18 protein-coding genes are annotated in these 18691 nt (G+C 74.4%); 8 read left to right on the top strand and 10 right to left on the bottom strand.

Translation table 11 applies throughout. The features are described from left to right. From C229_RS0120255 to C229_RS0120265, 3 genes are all read right to left on the bottom strand, one after another. Complete coding sequence (locus C229_RS0120255; RefSeq protein WP_018656932.1) at positions 1–825, bottom strand: sulfurtransferase; 825 nt, start codon at positions 823–825, stop codon at positions 1–3. Positions 826–915: 90 nt separating this feature from the next. Then, complete coding sequence (locus C229_RS0120260) at positions 916–2034, bottom strand: alkaline phosphatase family protein (RefSeq protein ID WP_018656933.1); 1119 nt, start codon at positions 2032–2034, stop codon at positions 916–918. Then, a complete protein-coding gene (locus C229_RS0120265; RefSeq protein WP_033424578.1) occupies positions 2031–2618 on the bottom strand; it encodes a DUF5998 family protein in 588 nt (195 codons plus the stop codon). The genes C229_RS0120260 and C229_RS0120265 overlap by 4 nt, the downstream gene beginning before the upstream one ends. Positions 2619–2707: 89 nt before the next feature. On the opposite strand from C229_RS0120265, the gene C229_RS0120270 reads away from it, so the two are divergent. Further along, positions 2708–2932 (top strand): hypothetical protein, encoded by a 225-nt coding sequence (locus C229_RS0120270; RefSeq protein WP_018656935.1) that lies wholly within the window; start codon positions 2708–2710, stop codon positions 2930–2932. 4 nt (positions 2933–2936) lie between these two features. Here C229_RS0120270 and C229_RS0120275 read toward each other — a convergent pair whose 3' ends face one another. Further along, positions 2937–5447: a bifunctional acetate--CoA ligase family protein/GNAT family N-acetyltransferase gene (locus tag C229_RS0120275; RefSeq protein ID WP_018656936.1), complete on the bottom strand. Its 2511-nt coding sequence runs from the start codon at positions 5445–5447 to the stop codon at positions 2937–2939. Positions 5448–5614: 167 nt separating this feature from the next. Between C229_RS0120275 and C229_RS0120280 the strand changes: the two genes are divergently transcribed. Beyond that, entirely contained in the window at positions 5615–6541 is a 927-nt protein-coding gene (locus tag C229_RS0120280) for a carbohydrate kinase family protein (RefSeq protein ID WP_018656937.1), read from the top strand. Positions 6542–6548: 7 nt separating this feature from the next. Here C229_RS0120280 and C229_RS0120285 read toward each other — a convergent pair whose 3' ends face one another. Further along, positions 6549–8654, bottom strand: a complete 2106-nt coding sequence (locus tag C229_RS0120285) for a RecQ family ATP-dependent DNA helicase (protein WP_018656938.1) — start codon at positions 8652–8654, stop codon at positions 6549–6551. 145 nt (positions 8655–8799) lie between these two features. Here C229_RS0120285 and C229_RS0120290 point away from each other — a divergent pair, with 145 nt between their 5' ends. The 4 genes from C229_RS0120290 to C229_RS31270 all read left to right on the top strand — a co-directional run bounded on the left by C229_RS0120290 (position 8800) and on the right by C229_RS31270 (position 12888). Next, positions 8800–10173 carry a threonine/serine exporter family protein gene (locus tag C229_RS0120290; protein WP_033424579.1) on the top strand — a complete coding sequence of 458 codons (1374 nt, stop codon included), beginning with the start codon at positions 8800–8802 and terminating at the stop codon, positions 10171–10173. 42 nt (positions 10174–10215) lie between these two features. Continuing rightward, a complete protein-coding gene (locus C229_RS0120295) occupies positions 10216–10542 on the top strand; it encodes a hypothetical protein (RefSeq protein WP_018656940.1) in 327 nt (108 codons plus the stop codon). Continuing rightward, on the top strand, positions 10542–11612 hold the full coding sequence (locus C229_RS0120300; protein WP_018656941.1) for a DUF6745 domain-containing protein: 1071 nt from the start codon (positions 10542–10544) through the stop codon (positions 11610–11612). Before C229_RS0120295 ends, C229_RS0120300 begins: the two co-directional genes overlap by 1 nt. Before the next feature lie 118 nt (positions 11613–11730). After that, the gene (locus tag C229_RS31270; RefSeq protein WP_018656942.1) at positions 11731–12888 is read left to right on the top strand and encodes an AI-2E family transporter; all 1158 of its coding nucleotides are present in this window, start codon (positions 11731–11733) and stop codon (positions 12886–12888) included. On the opposite strand, the gene C229_RS0120310 is transcribed toward C229_RS31270, so the two are convergent. Then, positions 12880–13272 (bottom strand): ATP-binding protein, encoded by a 393-nt coding sequence (locus C229_RS0120310; RefSeq protein ID WP_018656943.1) that lies wholly within the window; start codon positions 13270–13272, stop codon positions 12880–12882. The two genes, C229_RS31270 and C229_RS0120310, sit on opposite strands and share 9 nt — an antisense overlap. A gap of 220 nt (positions 13273–13492) precedes the next feature. Here C229_RS0120310 and C229_RS0120315 point away from each other — a divergent pair, with 220 nt between their 5' ends. Both C229_RS0120315 and C229_RS0120320 read left to right on the top strand, forming a co-directional pair. Then, on the top strand, positions 13493–14338 hold the full coding sequence (locus C229_RS0120315) for a helix-turn-helix domain-containing protein (protein ID WP_018656944.1): 846 nt from the start codon (positions 13493–13495) through the stop codon (positions 14336–14338). Positions 14339–14356: 18 nt separating this feature from the next. Next, positions 14357–14560 (top strand): DUF397 domain-containing protein, encoded by a 204-nt coding sequence (locus C229_RS0120320; RefSeq protein WP_018656945.1) that lies wholly within the window; start codon positions 14357–14359, stop codon positions 14558–14560. 92 nt (positions 14561–14652) lie between these two features. Here C229_RS0120320 and C229_RS0120325 read toward each other — a convergent pair whose 3' ends face one another. Genes C229_RS0120325 through C229_RS0120340 form a run of 4 tightly spaced genes read right to left on the bottom strand, consistent with a single transcriptional unit; the run spans position 14653 to position 18672 of the window. Beyond that, a complete protein-coding gene (locus C229_RS0120325; protein ID WP_018656946.1) occupies positions 14653–15549 on the bottom strand; it encodes an STM4011 family radical SAM protein in 897 nt (298 codons plus the stop codon). Next, positions 15549–16823 (bottom strand): STM4012 family radical SAM protein, encoded by a 1275-nt coding sequence (locus C229_RS0120330; RefSeq protein WP_018656947.1) that lies wholly within the window; start codon positions 16821–16823, stop codon positions 15549–15551. The genes C229_RS0120325 and C229_RS0120330 overlap by 1 nt, the downstream gene beginning before the upstream one ends. Then, on the bottom strand, positions 16820–17620 hold the full coding sequence (locus tag C229_RS0120335) for an STM4013/SEN3800 family hydrolase (protein WP_018656948.1): 801 nt from the start codon (positions 17618–17620) through the stop codon (positions 16820–16822). The genes C229_RS0120330 and C229_RS0120335 overlap by 4 nt, the downstream gene beginning before the upstream one ends. Then, entirely contained in the window at positions 17608–18672 is a 1065-nt protein-coding gene (locus tag C229_RS0120340) for an STM4014 family protein (RefSeq protein ID WP_018656949.1), read from the bottom strand. Before C229_RS0120340 ends, C229_RS0120335 begins: the two co-directional genes overlap by 13 nt. Positions 18673–18691: the final 19 nt, after the last annotated feature.

Raw genomic sequence — 18691 nt, forward strand, 5'->3', positions numbered from 1 at the left:
TCAGCCCGTCGCGACCGGGCGGGACGGATCGGTGATCCAGTCCGACCAGGAACCCACGTAGAGCGCCGCCGGAACGCCCGCGACGGTCAGGGCCAGCACCTCGTGCGCGGCGGTCACGCCCGAGCCGCAGTAGGCGCCGACCTCCTCGGCGTCCGTCGCGCCGAACGCGGCGAACCGCTCGCGCAGGACGTCCGGGGGCAGGAACCGTCCGTCGACGCCGACGTTGCCCTGGGTCGGGGCGTTGACGGCGCCGGGGACGTGCCCCGCGACCGGGTCGACCGGCTCGGTCTCGCCCCGGAAGCGTTCGGGGGCGCGCGCGTCGAGCAGGACGCCGTCCCGCGCGAGCGCCGCCGCTCCGTCGGCGTCCAGCAGCGGCAGGCCCCCGGGACGCGGGGTGAAGTCGCCGGACGCGGGCGCGGGCTCGTCGGTGGTGACGGGGCGGCCCGCGTCGTGCCAGGCGCGGTAGCCGCCGTCCAGGACGCGGACGCGTTCGTGCCCGAAGTAGCGCAGCGTCCACCACAGGCGGGCGGCGGCGGTGGAGTCGGCCTCGTCGTAGACGACGACGGACCGGGCCTCGGTCAGCCCGGCGCGCCGCATCACCCCGGCGAACGCGTCCGGGTCGGGCAGCGGATGCCGCCCGCCCGCGCCCGGTTCGCCCGCGACGTCGCGGTCGAGATCGACGAAGACCGCGCCCGGCAGATGACCGCGCCGGTACGCCTCGGCGCCGGGCGGGCCGGTCAGCGACCAGCGGACGTCCAGCAGCACCGGGGCGGGCGGTTCGCCGAGCAGGCGGTCCAGCGAGGGCACGTCGATGAGGGGATGCACGCCGCCAGTCTGACCGCCGCCTCCGGGTGCCGGGAAGGGTGTGTCCGCGTTCGTCACCCTCCGCAGCCTACTGTCCGGCGGCGGTGTCGCTCAGGTGGTGACCGTCAGCAGCGGGACGAGCTGTTCCGCCGGGACCAGCGAGCCGTGCATGCCGACCATGCGGTCGAGCCAGGGTTCGCGTTCGGAGGCGACGAGGGCGAGGTCGGCGTGGGGTACGGCGATGACGTCGCCGATCCGGTCCGCCAGGCGCGGCGTCACGGGGCCGAACCAGCCCGCCTCGATCGCCGCCGCGCGGTCGTAGACCCAGCAGTCGGCGCCGAGCCGGGCCTGCCACGTCGCCAGGACGTCGGCGTGCGCGCCGGGCTCGGTGTAGGCGTAGCGGGCGCGGGCGTCGCCGCCGAGCTGCGCCACGCCCGCCGCGAGGTCGGCGTCGGTGTCGAGGTCGACGCGGCGGGACGGGTCGACCATGCCGTGGTCGGCGGTGATGTGCAGGGCCGTTCCGGCGGGGAGCAGCGCGGCCAGGCGTTCGGCGAGCGTGTCGACGAAGCGGAGCTGGTAGCGCCACTCCACCGAGTCGACGCCGCGCCGGTGGCCGGTCGCGTCGAGGTCGGCGTGGTAGACGGTGACGTACGCGCGGTCGCCCGCGTGCAGGGCGCGTTCGGCGCGGGCGAGCAGTTCGCCGAGGCTGTCGGCCGCGCGGTAGCCGGCGCCGCGCGAGGTGGCCAGCGTCAGCGGGCTGTTCCGGAACGCGCCGGAGGCGACGTACGACGTGGCGATCCCGGCCGCCGCCGCGCGCTCGTACACCGTGGGCGCGGGCTGGAACTCCAGCGGGTCGGGGCCGTCCGGGCCCCAGAACAGCAGGTTCAGCATGGCGCCGGTGTGCGGCACGGCGACCTGGAGGCCGAGCAGGCCGTGTTCGCCGGGCGGCAGGCCGGTGCCGAGCGAGCCGAGGCTCGCGACCGTCGTGGACGGGAACCCGGCGGTGAGTTCGCGGCCGCCGAGCGACGTCAGGAACGGCGCGTCTTCCGGGTGGGCGCGCAGTTGCTCCCAGCCGAGGCCGTCGACCAGCAGCACGCAGGCGCGCGGCAGCTCGGGCAGCCCGAGGACGTTCACCGCCCCGGGCACGCCGAGCACGGCGAGGACGGACGCGGGCAGATCGGCGAGCGCGGACGCGCCGTACCGGGGCACGGGCGGCGCGGCCACCGTCATCTGCCGGTGGCCGTGGCGACCGAGAGCGCCTCGGCGAACGCCAGCACCTGCCCGACCGCCTCCGCGCCGTCGGCGGCCTCGCTGACGCGCAGGGAGAGGTCGTCGGCGGTGACGCTGCCGGTGTAGCCGTGGTCGGCCTCGCAGTTCTCGTCGCCGCAGGTGGCGGGTTCGAGGTCGATGTGGGCGATGGCGCCCCAGCCGATCGTCAGCACGGCCTCGGTGGGCTGCGTGCCGGGCGTGTAGGAGGCCGGGTCGGGGACGACGCGGGTGACCGCGACCGACTGCACGCGGTCGATCTTGACCGCCTCGGTCGTGGTGGAGGCGTGCGGCTGCGCCATGCCGTCGCCCGGAGGGTGCTCGTCGGTGTGGCAGACCAGCAGCCGCGTGGGTGACAGCACCAGCACCGTGACGTGCCTGCGCACCTCCATGGCCGGATCGAAGGTCGCCTCGTGGTGGATCACGTAGGCGAGCACCCGTTCGTCGCCGATGGCCGACTCGACCGCGTCAGCGACCAGGGCCGGGTAGTAACCGCTGCGCTCGATCGCCGTGCGCAACCCGTTTGCCGTCGCTCGCGTTTCCCTCATGGCCCCATCCTGCCCTGTTCGGAGGGGGAGCGCACATGCGGCGGGCGGCGTCCCGTTCCCCGCGCCGATCGGTGGGTAGAGGGACGCGTATGGACGATGTCACGGCCGATCGCGATCCGCTTCCGTCGCCGCCGCCCATCCCGCCGCCCGGCCCCGACCCGGCACCGCCGCCGCAGCCGCCGGTGCCGCCGAGCCCGGCGCCCGATCCCCCGGCGCCCGGCCCGCCGCAGCCGGTTCCGCCCGGCCCGTCGCCGGAACCGATCCCGCCGCTGCCGCCGACGCCCGAGCCCGCCCCGGCGCCGCCGCCGTCCTGACGGGCTAGCTCAGGCGGCGCGGGCCCAACTCCGGGCGGGGGCCCCGGGGACGTTCCAAATGGAGGGCGACGCTCTCCACCGAGGTGCCGTCCGGGGTCGCGTACACCGGGCTCAGTTCCAGCCGGGCGACCTCGGGCAGGTCGTCGGCGAGGCGGGAGACGCGCAGCAGCAGCGATTCCAGCGCGGCGAGGTCGACCGGCTCGGTGCCCCGGTGGCCGAGCAGCAGCGGCGCCGTCCGGACCGCCCGGATGAGGTCGGACGCCTCCACGTCGGTGAGCGGCGCGAGCCGGTAGGCGCGGTCGTCCAGCAGCGCCGCCGTCTCGCCCGCGAGGCCGAAGGAGATCACCGCGCCGAAGGAGGGGTCCTCGCGGGTGGTGACGCGGGTCGGCACGCCCCGTCCCCCGCCGGTGACCGTGCGCGGGTCGGCGGCGAGCACGACGTCCCCGTCGTCCTGGGAGCCCGCGCGTCCGCCGGGGGTGACGGTGACGCCGTAGCAGGCGAGGAGCTCGGCCGCCTGCCCGGCCGTCGCGGAGACGGCGTCGCCCTTGGCGAGCCAGTCCTCGACGAGGGCGCGGGCGCGGCGCCGGTCGGCGTCGACGATCTCCGGCAGCCGCCCCGGCGGGCGGCGGCGCCACCGCGCGTAGCGCACCACGTACGCCAGCGCGCGCACCGCGTCCTCCGGGGCCGGATAGGAGGGGACCGACCCGGCGACGGCGGCGCCGTCCGGGCCGGTGACGCGCAGGTCGGCGGGCATGCCCTTGGCGCCGAGGTAGGTCGCGACGATCGGCTTGTCGCTCCCGGCGGCCAGCCGCAGGATCTTCTCCGGCACCGACAGGTCGTAGCCGCCGATGGTCGGCGGGGTGAACAGCGCGACGACGGCGTCCACGGCCGGGTCGGCGAGCGCGGCGGCGAGCGCCCGTTCGTAGTCGGCGGCGACCGCGCGCGGCCCGAGGTTCACCGGGACGCCGACCTGGAGGCCCTGCGCGACGGCCGCGTCGTGCGCGAGCAACCCGAGCGAGTCGGAGTTGTCGATGATCGCGACGCGGTCGCCCGCCGGGAGCGGCTGGTAGGCGAGCAACTGCGCGACGTCGAACAGTTCGGACAGGTCCTCCACGCGGATGACCCCGGCCTGCGCGAACAGCGCGCTGACGGCGTGGTCGGGCAGGCTGAGGGCCGCGGCGGCGTGGCCGAGCGGGATGCCCTGCGTGCTGCGCCCGCTCTTGACCGCGACGATGGGCTTGCGGCGCCCGAGGCGGCGGGCCAGCCGGGTGAACTTGCGCGGGTTGCCCAGCGACTCCAGGTAGAGCAGGACGGCGTTGGTCGCCGGGTCCTCCTCCCAGTACTGCATGAGGTCGTTGCCGGAGACGTCCGCGCGGTTGCCCGCCGAGACGAACGAGGAGAGCCCGAGCCCGCGTTCGGCGGTGCGCTGGAGGATCGCGATGCCGAGCGCGCCCGACTGGGAGAAGAACCCGATCGGGCCCCGGCCCGGCATCGTCGGCGCGAGTGTGGCGTTCAGCCGCACCTCGGGGTCGGTGTTGGCGATGCCGAGGCAGTTCGGCCCGACGACGCGCATCCCGTAGGCGCGCGCCAGCCGCACGAGCCGGTCCTGCCGGGCGCGGCCATCCTCCCCCATCTCGCCGAACCCCGACGACACCACGATCAGGCCGTGCACGCCCTTGCTCGCACACTGCTCCACGACCTCGTGGACGGTCTCGGCGCGCACGGCGACGACGGCCAGATCGACGTCGTCGGGAATGTCCAGCACGGAGGGATAGGCCCGCACTCCGGCGACGGCCGTCGCGGTCGGATGCACCGGATAGACGGGCCCGGTGAAGTCCCCGGCGAGCAGGTTGCGCAGGACGGTCTGCCCGACGGTGTGCTCGGCCCGGCTCGCGCCGATCACCGCGACCGACGCGGGGAACAGCAGCCGCTGGATCGACCGCGACTCGGCGCGGTGCTCGCGCGCCGCCATGACCTCCACGGACGTCTCGGTGGGCTCCAGGTCGAGCACCAGCTCGATCACGCCGTCCTCGAACCGCTGCTCGGCGCGGTACCCCGCCTCGCGGAACACGCGCGTCATCCGCCGGTTGTCGGGCAGGACGCTCGCCACGAACCGGTCCACGCGCCGCTCGCGCGCCGCCGCCGCGATGTGCTCCAGCAGGACGGCGCCGAGCCCGCGGCCCTGGTGGGCGTCCTCCACCAGGAAGGCCACCTCGGCCGTGCCGGGGCGGCCGGACAGCCGGTCGTAGCGGACCACCGCGACCATCCGCCCGCCGATCGTGGCGATGAACGCGACGCGGTTCTCGTAGTCGACGGTGGTGAGGTGGGCGATCTCACGTTCGCTCAGCCGGGGGCGGGGCGAGAAGAAGCGGTAGTAGATCGTCTCGGGCGACAGGCGCGCGTAGAACTCGCGCAGCAGCTCGGCGTCCTCGCTCCGGATGGGACGCAGGTGCGCCGTCCCGCCATCGGTCAGCAGGACGTCGGCTTCCCAGCGATCCGGATACCCCTCGGTCACGTACCCGAGGGTAAGGCACGCGGCCCCACCTGCCGCACCCGGGAAAAACGCCGTGTTCTCGAAGTTCGCTGCGCGTTCGAGACCTATGAGCGGGTCAAGAGCTGTTACGGTCGAGCACACGCTCAGTACGCCGCTCACGCGGGCCGTTGATCGAGGTGATGACTCCCATGACGCGCGTGGTCGTGGTTGGCGACTTGATGACTGACACCGTGGCCCGTGCCGCGTTCCCTCTCGCCAAGGGCAGTGACACGCCCGCGGCGGTGACGTCCCACGGGGGCGGCTCGGGAGCCAACGTGGCCTCCTGGCTCGCGCTCGAAGGCGTCGACGTGGCGTTCGTCGGCCGCCGCGGCTCCGACATCGCGGGCCGCAACCGCGACATGGAGCTGATGGGCTACGGCGTGGACGCCCGGCTCGTGCTGGACGGCGAGCGCCCCACCGGAACCTGCGTCGTCCTCGTCACCCACAAGGGCGACCGCACGATGCTCTCCGACCCGGGCGCCAACGCGACGCTGCTCGTGGAGGACATCGAGCGCTGCCGCGACCTGTTCAACCAGGCGACCCACCTGCACATGTCCGGGTACTCGCTGGTCAACGAAGGTTCCCGGGTGGCGGCCACGCACGCGCTCGACCTGGCGCGCAAGGCGCAGATGTCGTTCTCGGTGGACGGCGGCTCGTCCTCGCCGCTCAAGCGCGTCGGCGCCGAACCGTTCCTGGAGTGGACGCAGGGCGCCCGGCTGCTGATCATCAACGCGGCCGAGGCCGAGGTGCTGACCGGCCGCGACTCGCCCGACCAGGCGGCCAAGGTGCTGACCGCCTGGTACCCGCAGGTCGTGATCAAGAGCGGCGCCGACGGCGCGCTCTGGTACACCAACGGCCGCCGCGAGCCGGTGACGGTCCCCGCCGAGCCCATCGACAAGATCGTCGACGGCACCGGCGCGGGCGACGCCTTCATCGCCGGTTTCCTGCCGCCGTGGCTCGACGGCAAGCCCCCGGCGGACGCGCTGACCGCGGGCTGCCGCCTCGCCGTCCAGGCCATGCAGCACCTCGGCGCCCGCCCGTCCCTCGACGTGATGGACAACCCCATCAAGAACTGACCGGCGCCTAGTTGACGACGGCCAGCACCAGCGGGAGGACGGCGGGGGCGCCCGCCTCGCGGAGTGTCCTGGTGGCCACGGTCATGGTCCAGCCGGTGTCGATGTGGTCGTCCACGAGCAGGACGGGGCCGGGGCTCGCGGCCACGGCCGCCGTCGTCTCCGGCGGCAGCGACAGCGACGACCAGACCGAGCGGAGCCGCTGCGCGCTGTTGTGACGGCGCGGGACCGGGTCGCCTAGGGGGACGAACTCGCCGAGGAACGGCAGCCGGCCGATCTCGCTCAGCCGGCGGGCCAGGCCGCCGACCAGGCGGGGCCGTGAACGGGAACCCATCGAGACGACGCCCGCGGGGCGCTCGGCCCACTCCCAGGCCGCGAGCACCTGGATAACCGCGTCGAGCATGTCCGGCGGGACGTCGGTGTCGGGGACGCCGGGAGCGAGCAGTTCGCGCAGCCGGTTGCCCCAGCCGATGTCGGTGAGGCGGCCCAGCGCGCGGCCCGGCTCGGCCTGCACGCCCGCCGCGATCCGGCCGCCGACGCCGAGGTCGTCCTTGACGCCCGTGGGCCACATGCGGCGGGGCGCCACGTCGACGCCGGGGCGGCGCAGCCGGTCGCGGGCCTGGACGGCGCCCGCCTCGCTGACCGTCGCCGGGCGGTGCACGCCCGTGCAGTTGTCGCACCGGCCGCACGGGCGGGCGGCCGGGTCGTCCAGGCGGCGGCGCAGGTACTCCTCGCGGCAGCCGTCCGTCGCGATGTACTCCAGCATGGCCCGCTGTTCGCGTTCGCGTTCGGCGGTGACGCGGGCGTAGCGCTCGCGGTCGTAGGACCAGGGCTCGCCCGTGGCCGTCCAGCCGCCCTTGACGCGCCGGACGGCGCCGTCGACGTCGAGGACCTTCAGCATCATCTCCAGCCGCGACCGGCCGAGATCGACGAGCGGTTCCAGCGCGCCCGTGGACAGCGGCCGGTCGGCGGCGGAGAGCACGTCGAGCGTGGTGCGCACCAGCGGCTCGGGCGGGAACGCGAGGCTCGCGAAGTACGCCCAGATCTGCCGGTCCTCGGTGCCGGGCAGCAGGATGACCTCGGCGCGGTCGACGCCGCGTCCCGCGCGGCCGATCTGCTGGTAGTACGCCACCGGCGACTGCGGCGCCCCCACGTGCGCGATGAAGCCGAGGTCGGGTTTGTCGAAGCCCATGCCGAGCGCGCTGGTGGCGACGAGGGCCTTGAGCCGGTTGCCCTGGAGGTCGCGTTCGGCCTGGAGGCGTTCGGCGGGCTCGGTCTGCCCGGAGTAGGCCGCGACCTCGAAGCCGCGGTCGCGCAGATAGCCGGTGATCTCGTGCGCCGCCGCGACGGTGAGCGTGTAGATGATGCCCGATCCGGGCAGCTTGTCGAGGTTCTCGCCCAGCCAGGCGACGCGCTGCTCGGCCAGCGGCAGCCGCACCACCGACAAATGCAGCGAGTCGCGTTCGAGCGCGCCGCGCAGGACGAGCGTGTTCTCCTCGGCGAGCTGCTCGGCGACGTCGGCGGTGACGCGGGCGTTGGCCGTCGCGGTGGTGGCCAGGACGGGGATGCCCGGCGGCAGGTCGGACAGCAGGGTGCGCAACCGGCGGTAGTCGGGGCGGAAGTCGTGCCCCCAGTCGGAGATGCAGTGCGCCTCGTCCACGACGACCAGGCCCGCCCCGGCGGCGAGCTTGGGCAGCACCAGGTCGCGGAAGTCGGGGTTGTTGAGCCGCTCGGGGCTGACGAGCAGCACGTCGACGGCTCCGGCCTCGACCTCGGCGAAGACCGTCTCCCAGTCGTCGGTGTTGGCGGAGTTGATCGTGCGGGCCTGGATGCCCGCGCGCTCGGCGGCCTCGATCTGGTTGCGCATGAGCGCCAGCAGCGGCGAGACGATGACGGTGGGTCCGGCGCCGCGGTCGCGCAGCAGCCGGGTCGCGACGAAGTAGACGGCGGACTTGCCCCAGCCGGTGCGCTGCACGACGAGCGCGCGGCGGCGTTCGACGACGAGGGCGCGGATCGCGGTCCACTGGTCGTCGCGCAGGCGGGCGCCGGTGCCCGCGAGGGCCTCCAGGCAGCGTTCGGCCTCGGCGCGCAGGGCGGTCTCGTCGGGCGTCGTCATGGCTCCTTGCTACCAGTCCCCCGGACCGCCTCGCACCACGAACGTCCGGCTGTGGAAAAGGTCGCCCCTTTAACGGGAAAAGGACGGGTCCTGGGCGGGTAGCCTGCCCTGCGGAACGATCATCGAACGAAGGACACGTCGGCGTATGGGGCGGGCGAGCGAGCGCTTGCGGCGTAGCTGGCACGTACTGATGGACGGCAGCGCGCCCGAGCCTCCCGAGGACGAACCCGGCGAGAGCGTCGATCCCCGCGCGATCGACCTCGTCCTGCGCGTCGGCGACCTGCTGCTGGCGTCCGGGGAGTCCACCGAACGGGTCAACGAGGCGATGCTGAGCCTCGCCGTCGCCTACGAGATCCCGCGCTGCGAGGTCCAGGTGACGTTCACGAGCCTGCTCGTGTCCGCGCACCCGGGCAACGGGGCGCACCCCGTCACCGGGTCGCGCGCGATCCGCCGCCGCACCCCGGCGTACTGGCGGCTGACGGCCCTGCACGCGCTGGTGCAGGAGGCGTCGATCGGCATGCTCGGCCTGGACGACGCGCACGCCGAGCTGGCCAAGATCAAGCGCGGGCGCGCGCCGTATCCGCCGTGGCTGATGGTGCTGAGCTTCGGGCTCATCGCCGCGTCGGCGGGCGTCCTCGGCGGCGGCGGGCTCATCGTCGCCGGGACGGCGTTCGTCGCGACGGTCTTCGGCGACCGCTGCGCCGCCGCGCTCGCCCGGCGCGGCATCGCGGAGTTCTTCCAGCTCGCCGTCGCGGCCGGGTTCGGCGCGACCGCCGCCGTGATCGTGGTGGCGCTCGGCAGTCCCGGGCGGGCCTCGACGATCGTCACCGGGTCCATCCTCGCGTTGCTGCCCGGTCGTCCGCTCGTCGCCAGCATCCAGGACGGCATCACCGGCGACCTCGTCAGCGCGGGGGCGCGGCTGCTGGAGGTCTTCTTCATCATCACCGCGATCGTGGCGGGGGTCGGCGCGGTCGTCTACGGGGCCGTCTACCTGGGCGTGAACGTCGAGCTGGGCGACCTGCCGTCCGCCCCGGCGCTGCTCCAGCCGCTGCGCATCCTGGCGGCGGCCGGGGTCGCGGTGGCGTTCGCGCTGTCGCTGGCGGTGCCGCGCGCCGTGCTGCTCCCGGCGGCGATCGGCGGCGCGGTGATCTGGATGATCTACGTGTCGCTCCTCAACCTGCGCGTCGCGCCGGTGCTGGCGGCGGCGCTGTCGGCGATCGTGATCGGCGTCATCGGGCACCTGTACGCGCGGCGCAGGCAGGCGCCGACGCTGCCGTTCATCGTGCCCGCGATCTCCCCGCTGCTGCCGGGGATGCTGCTGTACCGGGGCATGGTCGAGCTGAACACCGGCGAGGCCGCGACGGGCGCGCTCAGCCTGGTGGGGGCGCTGTCGGTGGCGCTGGCGCTCGGCGCGGGCGTCAACCTGGGCGGCGAGCTGGTGCGGGCGTTCCAGAGCGTGGGGCTGAGCGCGTCCGGGCGCGGGGCGCGCCCGGCGGCGCGGCGGACGCGGGGCTTCTGACACCGCCCCGGAAATGTCGGAGGCGCGGGCTACGTTCGCCTCATGTACCGACAGGGAGACATCCTCATCGTGCCGGTGGCCGACGACGCCGTCCCGGCGTCCGCGCTCGCGCTGCCCGAGGCGCCCCGCGACGGCCGGGGCCGCATCGTCCTCGCGCTCGGGGAGGTGACGGGGCACGCGCACGCCCTCTCGGGGCCCGGAGCGCTGCGCCGCGACCCCTCGCCGCTCGCGCCGGACTACCTGCACCTGCCCTCGGGCGGGCGGCTCGTGCACGAGGAGCACGCCGCGATCGCGCTGCCCAAGGGCTGGTTCCGGATCGTGCGGCAGCGCGAGTACACGCCGCGTTCCGTCCGGGTGGTGGCCGACTGATGGACGCCATCGACCAGGCGGGTCTGCTGATGAGCTGGCAGGCGGCGGCCTACACCACCGGCCCGTCCGACCGTGCGCGCGCCGAGGCGGGCGTCCGGGCGGCCTACGCGGCGGCCGGGCTGGACGCCCCGGCGCACGTGATCTGGGTCGACTCCCCCGCCGCGGGCGCGGTCGCGGCGGCGACGCTCGCCGGTCACGGCGGGGCGCTGGCGGGGGCGGGGCTCGCGGTCCCGGCCCTTCCCGACCCTGGGCCGTCCGTCCGCGACCGGGTGCGCACGCGCCCGTGGGAGCGGGTCCGCGCCGAGGCCGCCGCCGCGCTCGGGCCGCGCGGCTGGGCGACCGCCTGGTCCGACACCGGCGCGATCCTGTGGGAGCCGGTGAACGCGCTGGTCGCGCGCATCCGGCAGTCCGTGGGCGAACTCGCGGAGGAGTCGGTCACCGCGCCGCTGCGCGCGGCCACGCTCGACGCCGTCCTCGGCCAGCACGACGCCGCGTGGCTCGCCGTCTTCGACACGCTGGGGCGGCTCGATCCGCTCGCGGGTCTGGCCGAGGCCGCCCGCGCGACGGGCTGGTGGTGGCCCTACCGCGACCTGGTGATCATGGCCGAGCGTCCCGTCGAGCTGCACCGCGACGAGCCCGGCCGGCTGCACCGGGGCGACGGCCCGGCGATCTCCTGGCCGGACGGCTTCGGCCTGCACGCCTGGCGCGGCATGCCGATCCCCGCCGACTTCGTCGCGTCCCTCGCCGACGTCGACGTCGGGCGCATCGCGCGCGAGGAGAACGCCGAGCTGCGCCGCGTCATGCTGGAGATCTACGGCTTCGACCGCTACCTGAAGGAGTCGGGCGCCGAACCCCTGCACCGGGACGAGACCGGCGTGCTGTGGCGCATCGACCTGCCCGGTGACGAACCGGTCGTCATGGTCGAGGTCGTCAACTCCACCCCCGAACCCGACGGCACCTACCGCACGTACCACCTGCGCGTCCCCCCGGCGACCCGCACGGCCCGCGAGGGCGTCGCCTGGACGTTCGGCGTCACCGAATCCGACTACCAGCCCCAGCGCGAGACCTGAACCGTCGGCACGCGGACGGCCTCCGGGGAACGGTGCCGGGGCCGCGAGGTGGGCGCGGGTTATCGGCGTCGATCAAGGGTAGCCCGTCGATGTGACGGAGCCGGAGAAGGTCGGTGGAGTGCCCCGGGGGCTGAAGAACGCCGCCCTCGCCATGGCGTGCGTGCTCGTCATCGGGGCCGGTGCCGGGCTGGTGCTCTGGCTGCTGGTGTTCCTGGCGCCGGTGACGCTGGCGCTGGTCGCGATGCTGCTGATGGCCGCGCTGATCTCGCCGGTGACGCGATGGTTGCGGCGGTTGCGGTTCCCGGCGTGGGCGGCGGCGCTGGGCGGCGTGCTGACGCTGCTCGCCGCCGTCATCCTGCCGCTGATCCTGATCGGCAACCAGACGTTCCGCCAGTGGCCCGAGTTGCAGAAGGGCCTGACCGGCGGCGTCGACCGCATCCGGGAACTGCTGCTCAACGGGCCGCTGCCGCTGAACGAGGAACGGCTCGACCGGCTCACCGACTCCATGACCAGGGCCGCGCAGGCCGCCGCGCCCGACCTCAGCGCCAGCGCGACCGCCGCCACGCAGACGCTCACCGCCATCCTGCTGGCGCTCGTGCTGTTGTTCTTCGTGCTGAAGGACGGCCCGTCGATGTGGCGGTGGGTGCTGCGGATGCTGCCGGTCCGGGCGCGCGAACCCGCCGACCGCGCGGCGCACGCGGGCTGGTCCACCCTGGTCGCGTACGTGCACGGCACCGTGTTCGTCGCCGCGGTCGACGCGATCGGCATCGGCGTCGCGCTGCTCGTCATCGGCGTGCCGCTGGCACTGCCGCTGGCGCTGCTGACGTTCATCGCGGCGTTCATCCCGATCGTCGGCGCGACCGTCGCGGGCGCGGCGGCGGTGCTGATCGCGCTGGTCAGCAACGGCGTCACCGACGCGCTCATCGTCCTGGCCGCCGTCATCGCGGTGCAGCAGGCCGAGGGGAACCTGCTGCAACCACTGATCATGGGCCGGGCGCTGAAGCTGCACCCGGCCGTCATCCTCGTCGCCGTGACCGCGGGGACGTTGCTGGCGGGCATCGCCGGAGCGGTCGTGGCGGTGCCCGTCGTCGCCGTCGCCTACCGCGTGGTGACGACGCTGCGCACGCCGGTGCCCCTGGCCGACGAGGCGCCGCCCGAGGGGCCGCCCGGCCCCGTGCCCGACGCGCCGTCCGGCGGCCCCGTCGGCGACGATCCCGAGGACACGCCCGGCGCGACGATCGCCGACGTGCCCGCGAGCGGCCGTCCGTCACCCTGACGTCAGCAGCGCCCAGACCGACTTGCCCGTCCCGTCGGGCCGCCATCCCCAGTCGGCGGCGAGCGCCGCGACGATGAGCAGCCCGCGCCCGTGCTCGTCGACGGGACCGGCCGCCTCGGCGTGCGGGGGCTCGGGGTTGTCGTCCACGACCTCCAGCAGGACGCGCCCCGGTTCGTGCGTGAGCACGACGGTCGCGTCGGCGGCGTACCGCAGCGCGTTGGTGACGAGTTCGCTGGTGACCAGCTCGGCGTCGTCGGCGAGGTCGGCGAGGTCCCACGCGGCGAGCGCCGCGCGGACGGTCTCGCGCGCGACGCGGATGGCGGGGGCCTCGGGGGTGAAGCTGAGCGAGAACCGGCTGGGGCCGGCCAGGGTCGTCTCGATCACCGCAGCGACTCCCGTCCTGCCGCGCCCCCGCCGTACCGGCCTGTGCACATCGCGTTCTCCGTCCCCCGTTGTCGGTGGTCAGCCGAGCCTTGCCGACCTTGCGCGTTCGGCTGAACTCGGAGCGTGACCGTGGCAAGCTGTGCCCAGCGTGCCCCCGGGTCGCAGGAAATGCAAGGTATGCAGAAACATTGGTTGCAATTTTCGTCCGCGAGGAGGCCGCGTGACCGGCTCCCGTCCCGCACCGACCGTCCGGCTGCGCCGGCTCGCCGCCGAACTGCGCCGCCACCGCTCGTGCAGCGGGCTCACCCGCGACGACGTGGCCGAGCGCACCGGCATCAACACCGCGACGCTCTACCGCATCGAGACGGCGCGGGTCCGGCCGCAGCCCCGCACGCTCGCCTCGCTGCTCCTCGCCTACGGCGTCGACGACACCGAGAGCGCCGAACTGACCACACTGCTCAAGAGCGCCCGGCAGCGGAGCTGGCTGCACACGCTGGCGTCCGAGCTGCCCGAGCGGTACGCGTCCTACATCGAGTTCGAGAGCGAGGCCGTCGAGCTGCTGACCTACCAGAGCCTGCACATTCCGGGTCTGCTCCAGACCGAGGACTACGCCCGCGCCGTCACCGCGGGCTCGCTGCCGGACGCCACCGCCGACGAGATCGAGCACCGGATCGAGGCGCGGATCAAGCGCCAGGAGCGGCTGACCGGCCCGGCGCCGCTGCGGCTGTGGGCGATCGTGGACGAGGCCGCGCTGCGCCGCTCGGTGGGCGGCCCGGGAGTGATGCGGACGCAACTGGAGCACCTGCGGCACGCGACGGCCTCGCCGTCGGTGACGGTGCAGATGGTGCCGTTCGAGGCGGGCGCCCATCCCGGTCTGGTGGGCTCGTTCGTGCTCATGCGCTTTCCCGAGCCGGTCGGTCCCGATGTCGTCTATATCGAAAGTCAGGCCGGCGACATCTTTCTTGAGGAACCCGAAGAGGTCGACCGGTATAGGGTGGCGTTCGAGCATCTCAGAGCCGTCGCACTGAGCCCTGCGGCGAGTGCGGCGGCGACATTGACGGACTAACCCCGCAAAGGAGCAAGGATGGACGCGCAGCACGGTTTCGCCGATTGGCGGACCAGCTCGTACAGCGGCGCCAACGGCGAATGCGTCGAGGTCGCCGGTGCGGTGTCCCACATCGCCGTCCGCGACAGCAAGAACCCGGAGGGTGGCGCGCTGACCATGGCGAACACCGGCTGGGCCGACCTGCTGGACGAGGTCCGCGCCGGGCGTCTCGACCTCGCCTGAGATAGCGGCGGTTCTTTCAGGGGTCCGTCCACCGCGGACCCACTGGAATTCTCACCGATTCTTCCCAGATGCTCATTTACGGCATCGAACTCCTACCGGGCGGGTGTGATCGGCAGCGCGCGGCGCGCATTACCCTGCGGGCCGCGCCATCCGGGCGGAATGCGCTCCAGCACACCGCCCGCGAAAGTTTCATAAAGTCCCAGCGGCGCCAGATGGACGTATCCGATATGGCAGTCGCATTTCTCCAGCGGGCAGCCGCGCGGACGCAGCGCCGCCCGAAACGACCCGTCGTAGAGATTCCCCAGGACGGCCGGAACGAAGTGGCACCGCCGCACCGTCCCCTCGCCGTCCACCGAGACGACGCTCTCCCCCGTCCGGCACGGTAGCCCGAGGCTCGCGTGGGGGTGGCGGCTCAGCGCGAAGTGCGGGTCGATCGCGGTCCACTCCGCCGCCTCCTCGTCGGTGTACTCCCGTCCTTCGGCGGCGTTGACCCACAGGTAGGTCGCGGCGGGCAGTTCGCGGCGGAGCCGGCGCGCGGCGGGCCGGTGCTCGGGCAGACCGACGACGCCCACGCTGTACCGGACGCCGCGCGCCGCCAGGTCACGGCACTTGGCCAGGAAACGGTCGTAGGGCACCTGCTCGGGGTGGTAGGTGGCCCAGAGCGCGAGCCGGTCGAGGTCGGCGTCCCCGGTCCAGTCGACGCGGTGGCTGAGATTGGTCTGGATCGCGACGCGCTCGACGTGCGTCATCCGGCTCAGCTCCACCAGCGCCCGGCGGTACCACGACCGGACGAGGCCCTCGCCCCAGGGCGTGAACAGCACCGACACCGGGTGCCCGCATCCGGCGACCCAGGCGGTGAAGCGTTCGAGCGCCGCCCGGTCGGCGCGGAGCTGCTCGGGCGTGTCGCGGCGCTTGGCGAACGGGCAGTACGGGCAGTCGTAGTCGCAGCTCGCGAGCGGTCCCCGGTAGAGGATCGTCAGGTGGTCCATCAGCGCACCTCGTAGGTGTTCATGAGCGCGTGCACGCGCGGTGAGAACAGCGCGGGGCCGATGGCGTCGGAGTGGGCGAGCCCGTCGGGGGTGAGCCGCAGGACGTCCGGCGCGTCCTCCAGCCAGCCGCGCTCGGCGAGCGGCGCGAGGTCCAGGTGGTCGGCCGCGTCGCCGCCGAAGCGTTCGCGGTAGGCGGCCCGGTCGAGGCCGGACGCCTGGAGCAGCGATTGCAGGACGTACCGGCGCCGCCGCTCGTCGGTGTCGAGCGCGAACCCGACGCGGGCGCGGGAGAAGTCGGGCGCGGCGACGTAGTCGTCGATGATCGCGCGGACCTGGGTGGCGCCGACCGCGTACTCGAACGAGTAGTGCAGCGCGCCGGTGTAGGAGCGGGCGCCGCAGCCGAGGCCGATCATGCCGTCGGTCTGGCAGCAGTACTCGGTGCCGCCGCCGCTGCCGGGACGCCGGAACATCCGCATCGACACCTGCTCGTAGCCGTGGGCGAGCAGGTGGTCGCGGCCGACGCGGTACAGCTCCAGCCGGTCGTCGTCCCAGTCGGACGGGCGGCGCGCCAGACCGGTCAGCGGCCGGACGTAGAGCGGGTACAGGTACAGCTCCTCGGGCTCCCAGCGCAGCGCGGCGTCCAGCGAGTGCAGCCAGGTGGCGGGGGTTTGTCCGTCGATGCCGTAGATGAGGTCGATGTTGAGGACGGGGATCTCGGCGGCGCGGATGCGGTCGAGCGCCGCCTCGACCTCGGCGCGCTTCTGCGGGCGGACGGCGGCGCGGGCCTCCTCGTCGACGAAGCTCTGCACGCCGATGGAGACGCGGGTGGTGCCGTGGTCGGCGAGGACGGCGAGCCGGTCGGTGGTGGCGGTCGCCGGGGACGTCTCGACACCGAGCGGGACGGCGCGCAGGTCGGTGAAGCGTCCGGCGATGGCGCAGAGCCGGTCGAGTTCGGCGGCGGTGAGGTAGGTAGGGGTGCCGCCGCCGAACGCGGCGGTGGCGAACGCGGCGGGGCCGAGGGCGTCGGTGACGGCGGTGGCCTGCCGGTCGAGGGCGTCCAGGTAGGCGGTGGTCAGTTCCTCGGGGGCGCCGGTGCGGGTGAACAGGTTGCAGAAGCCGCAGCGCATCTCGCAGAACGGGATGTGCAGGTAGAGGAAGAGGGCGCTGCGGTCCTCGCCGGACCAGACGTCGCGCAGCGACGGTTCGGGGTCGAGCGGACGGTAGGCCGTCTTGTGCGGATACGCGTAGACGTAGTGCTGGTAGGGGCTGGTCATGACAGGAGGAACTCCCCGTACGGAACGGTCCAGACGACCTCGTGGCCGAGCCGGTGCCCGGTGTGGCCGTCCTCGCCGTAGGCGGTGCCGTGGTCGGAGCAGACGATGACGAAGCTCGGCCGCCGCAACAGGGCGAAGAGGCGGCCGAGGTCGCGGTCGGCGGCGCGCAGGGCGGCGGCGTGGCTGGCGCGGGTGTCGCCGTGCGCGCGGGTGGCGCCGTCGAGGTAGAACCAGTTGGGCTGGTGCAGGACGGCGACGTTGAGCAGCAGGAACAGCGGCCGTTCGGCGGGCGTGCGGGCGAGGACGGCGGCGACGCGGTCGGTCTGGTGGCGCAGCGCGGCGGGTTCGGTGACGCCGAACTCCGGCTCCCAGTGGCGTTCGGCGAACAGCGACGGCAGGGCCGAGCCGAGCGCGGTCAGCCCGTTGAAGAAGCCGACGCCGCCGACGCAGACGGTGTGGTACCCGGCGGCGGCGAGGCCGGTGGGCAGGTCGGCGGCGTCGAACGTCCAGGTGCCGGGGGCGGTGGTCTCGCTGCCGGGGAAGGCGGCGGCGAACAGCCGGGGGTGCGGGCCGGGGGCGGCGGGGGTGGGGAGGAACCCGGCGAGCATGGCGGCGTGCGCGGCGTAGGTGAAGCTGCCCGGCGTGTGCCGCCGCTCCCAGCGCCCGCCGGGCAGGACGGCCGCGAGGTGCGGGGTCTCCCCGGCGGAGCACAGTTCTTCGGCGACGTCGTACCGGAGCGTGTCGAGCGTGATGAGGACGAGGTCGTGCGTGCCGACGATCCGGTTCATGTCGGGCATGGCAGCTCCTCCAGCAGGCCGAGCGCGCGGAGCTGCGCGGTGTAGACGTCCAGCCCCTCGGCAGACGTGCCCGGCAATCCTCGCAGACCGGGCAGCAGGTCACCGAAGGCGTTCACCTCACCGACCGCGCACTGCCCGCGCAGCCCGACGAGCAGGTCGACGCCGGCCATCGGCGTGCCCGGGAAGCAGGCCGCCGCGGCGGCGCACACGTCCAGCGCCCGCCGCCAGCCCGCGCCGAGCAGGTCGCGCACGGCGGCCAGGTCGCCGCGCGCGTTGCCGAGGTGCAGGTTCGTCAGCGGCCCGGTGCCGGTGCGGACGACGACGTGCGTGGGCTCCCCGGCGATCACGACGACGCGCAGGTCGAACGTCCGGCCGCCGACGGCGGCCTTGGGCAGCCAGCGCTCGACGTGCAGGCCGTCGGGGGCGAGGGCGTCGATCAGCGCCGCGACCTCGGCCTCGGTGTCGTAGGTGTGCAGCCGGAGCGAGTTGACCGGGCCGTCCGGCGTGAGCGTGACCGGTGCGACCGCCTTGACCCGGTCCGGCGCCGTCTGGAGCGCGACGACGCCCGAGCCCGACGAGCCGTGCGGCGGCTTGACGAACACCCGCCGCTCGCCCGCCGCCGCCATCGCCGCGCGCAGCGACGCGTAGCCGGTGACGGGGCCGAGCGCCACCGGGACGGGCACCCCGGCGGCGTCCAGGCGGGCGTGGCAGCGGCGCTTGTCGAACATGACCGCGACCTCGCCGGTGTCGCAGGTCAGCCGCGCGCCGGTGGCGGCGACGCGGCGCAGGCCCCGGACGAAGTTCGCGTACCAGGCGGCACCGCCGCCGACGCGGGACGGCTCGCCGGGCCCGCGCAGCAGCGCGTCGGTCTCGGCGTCCGACCCCGGCGACTCGATCCGCACCGGCTCGCCGGGGGCGAGCGCGAGCGGACGGCCGAGCAGCACGTCCGCCCACGGGACGACGGGCGGCGCGGCCAGCCCCGCCGCCCGGCACGCCTCGGTGAACGCCGCGACGCGCCGCTCCCCCGGCACCCCGACGACCGTCAGGCTCATCCGGCGACCCGGACGCGGT

The organism is Actinomadura flavalba DSM 45200, assembly GCF_000374305.1.
In the GTDB taxonomy this organism is placed as follows: Bacteria; Actinomycetota; Actinomycetes; order Streptosporangiales; family Streptosporangiaceae; genus Spirillospora; species Spirillospora flavalba.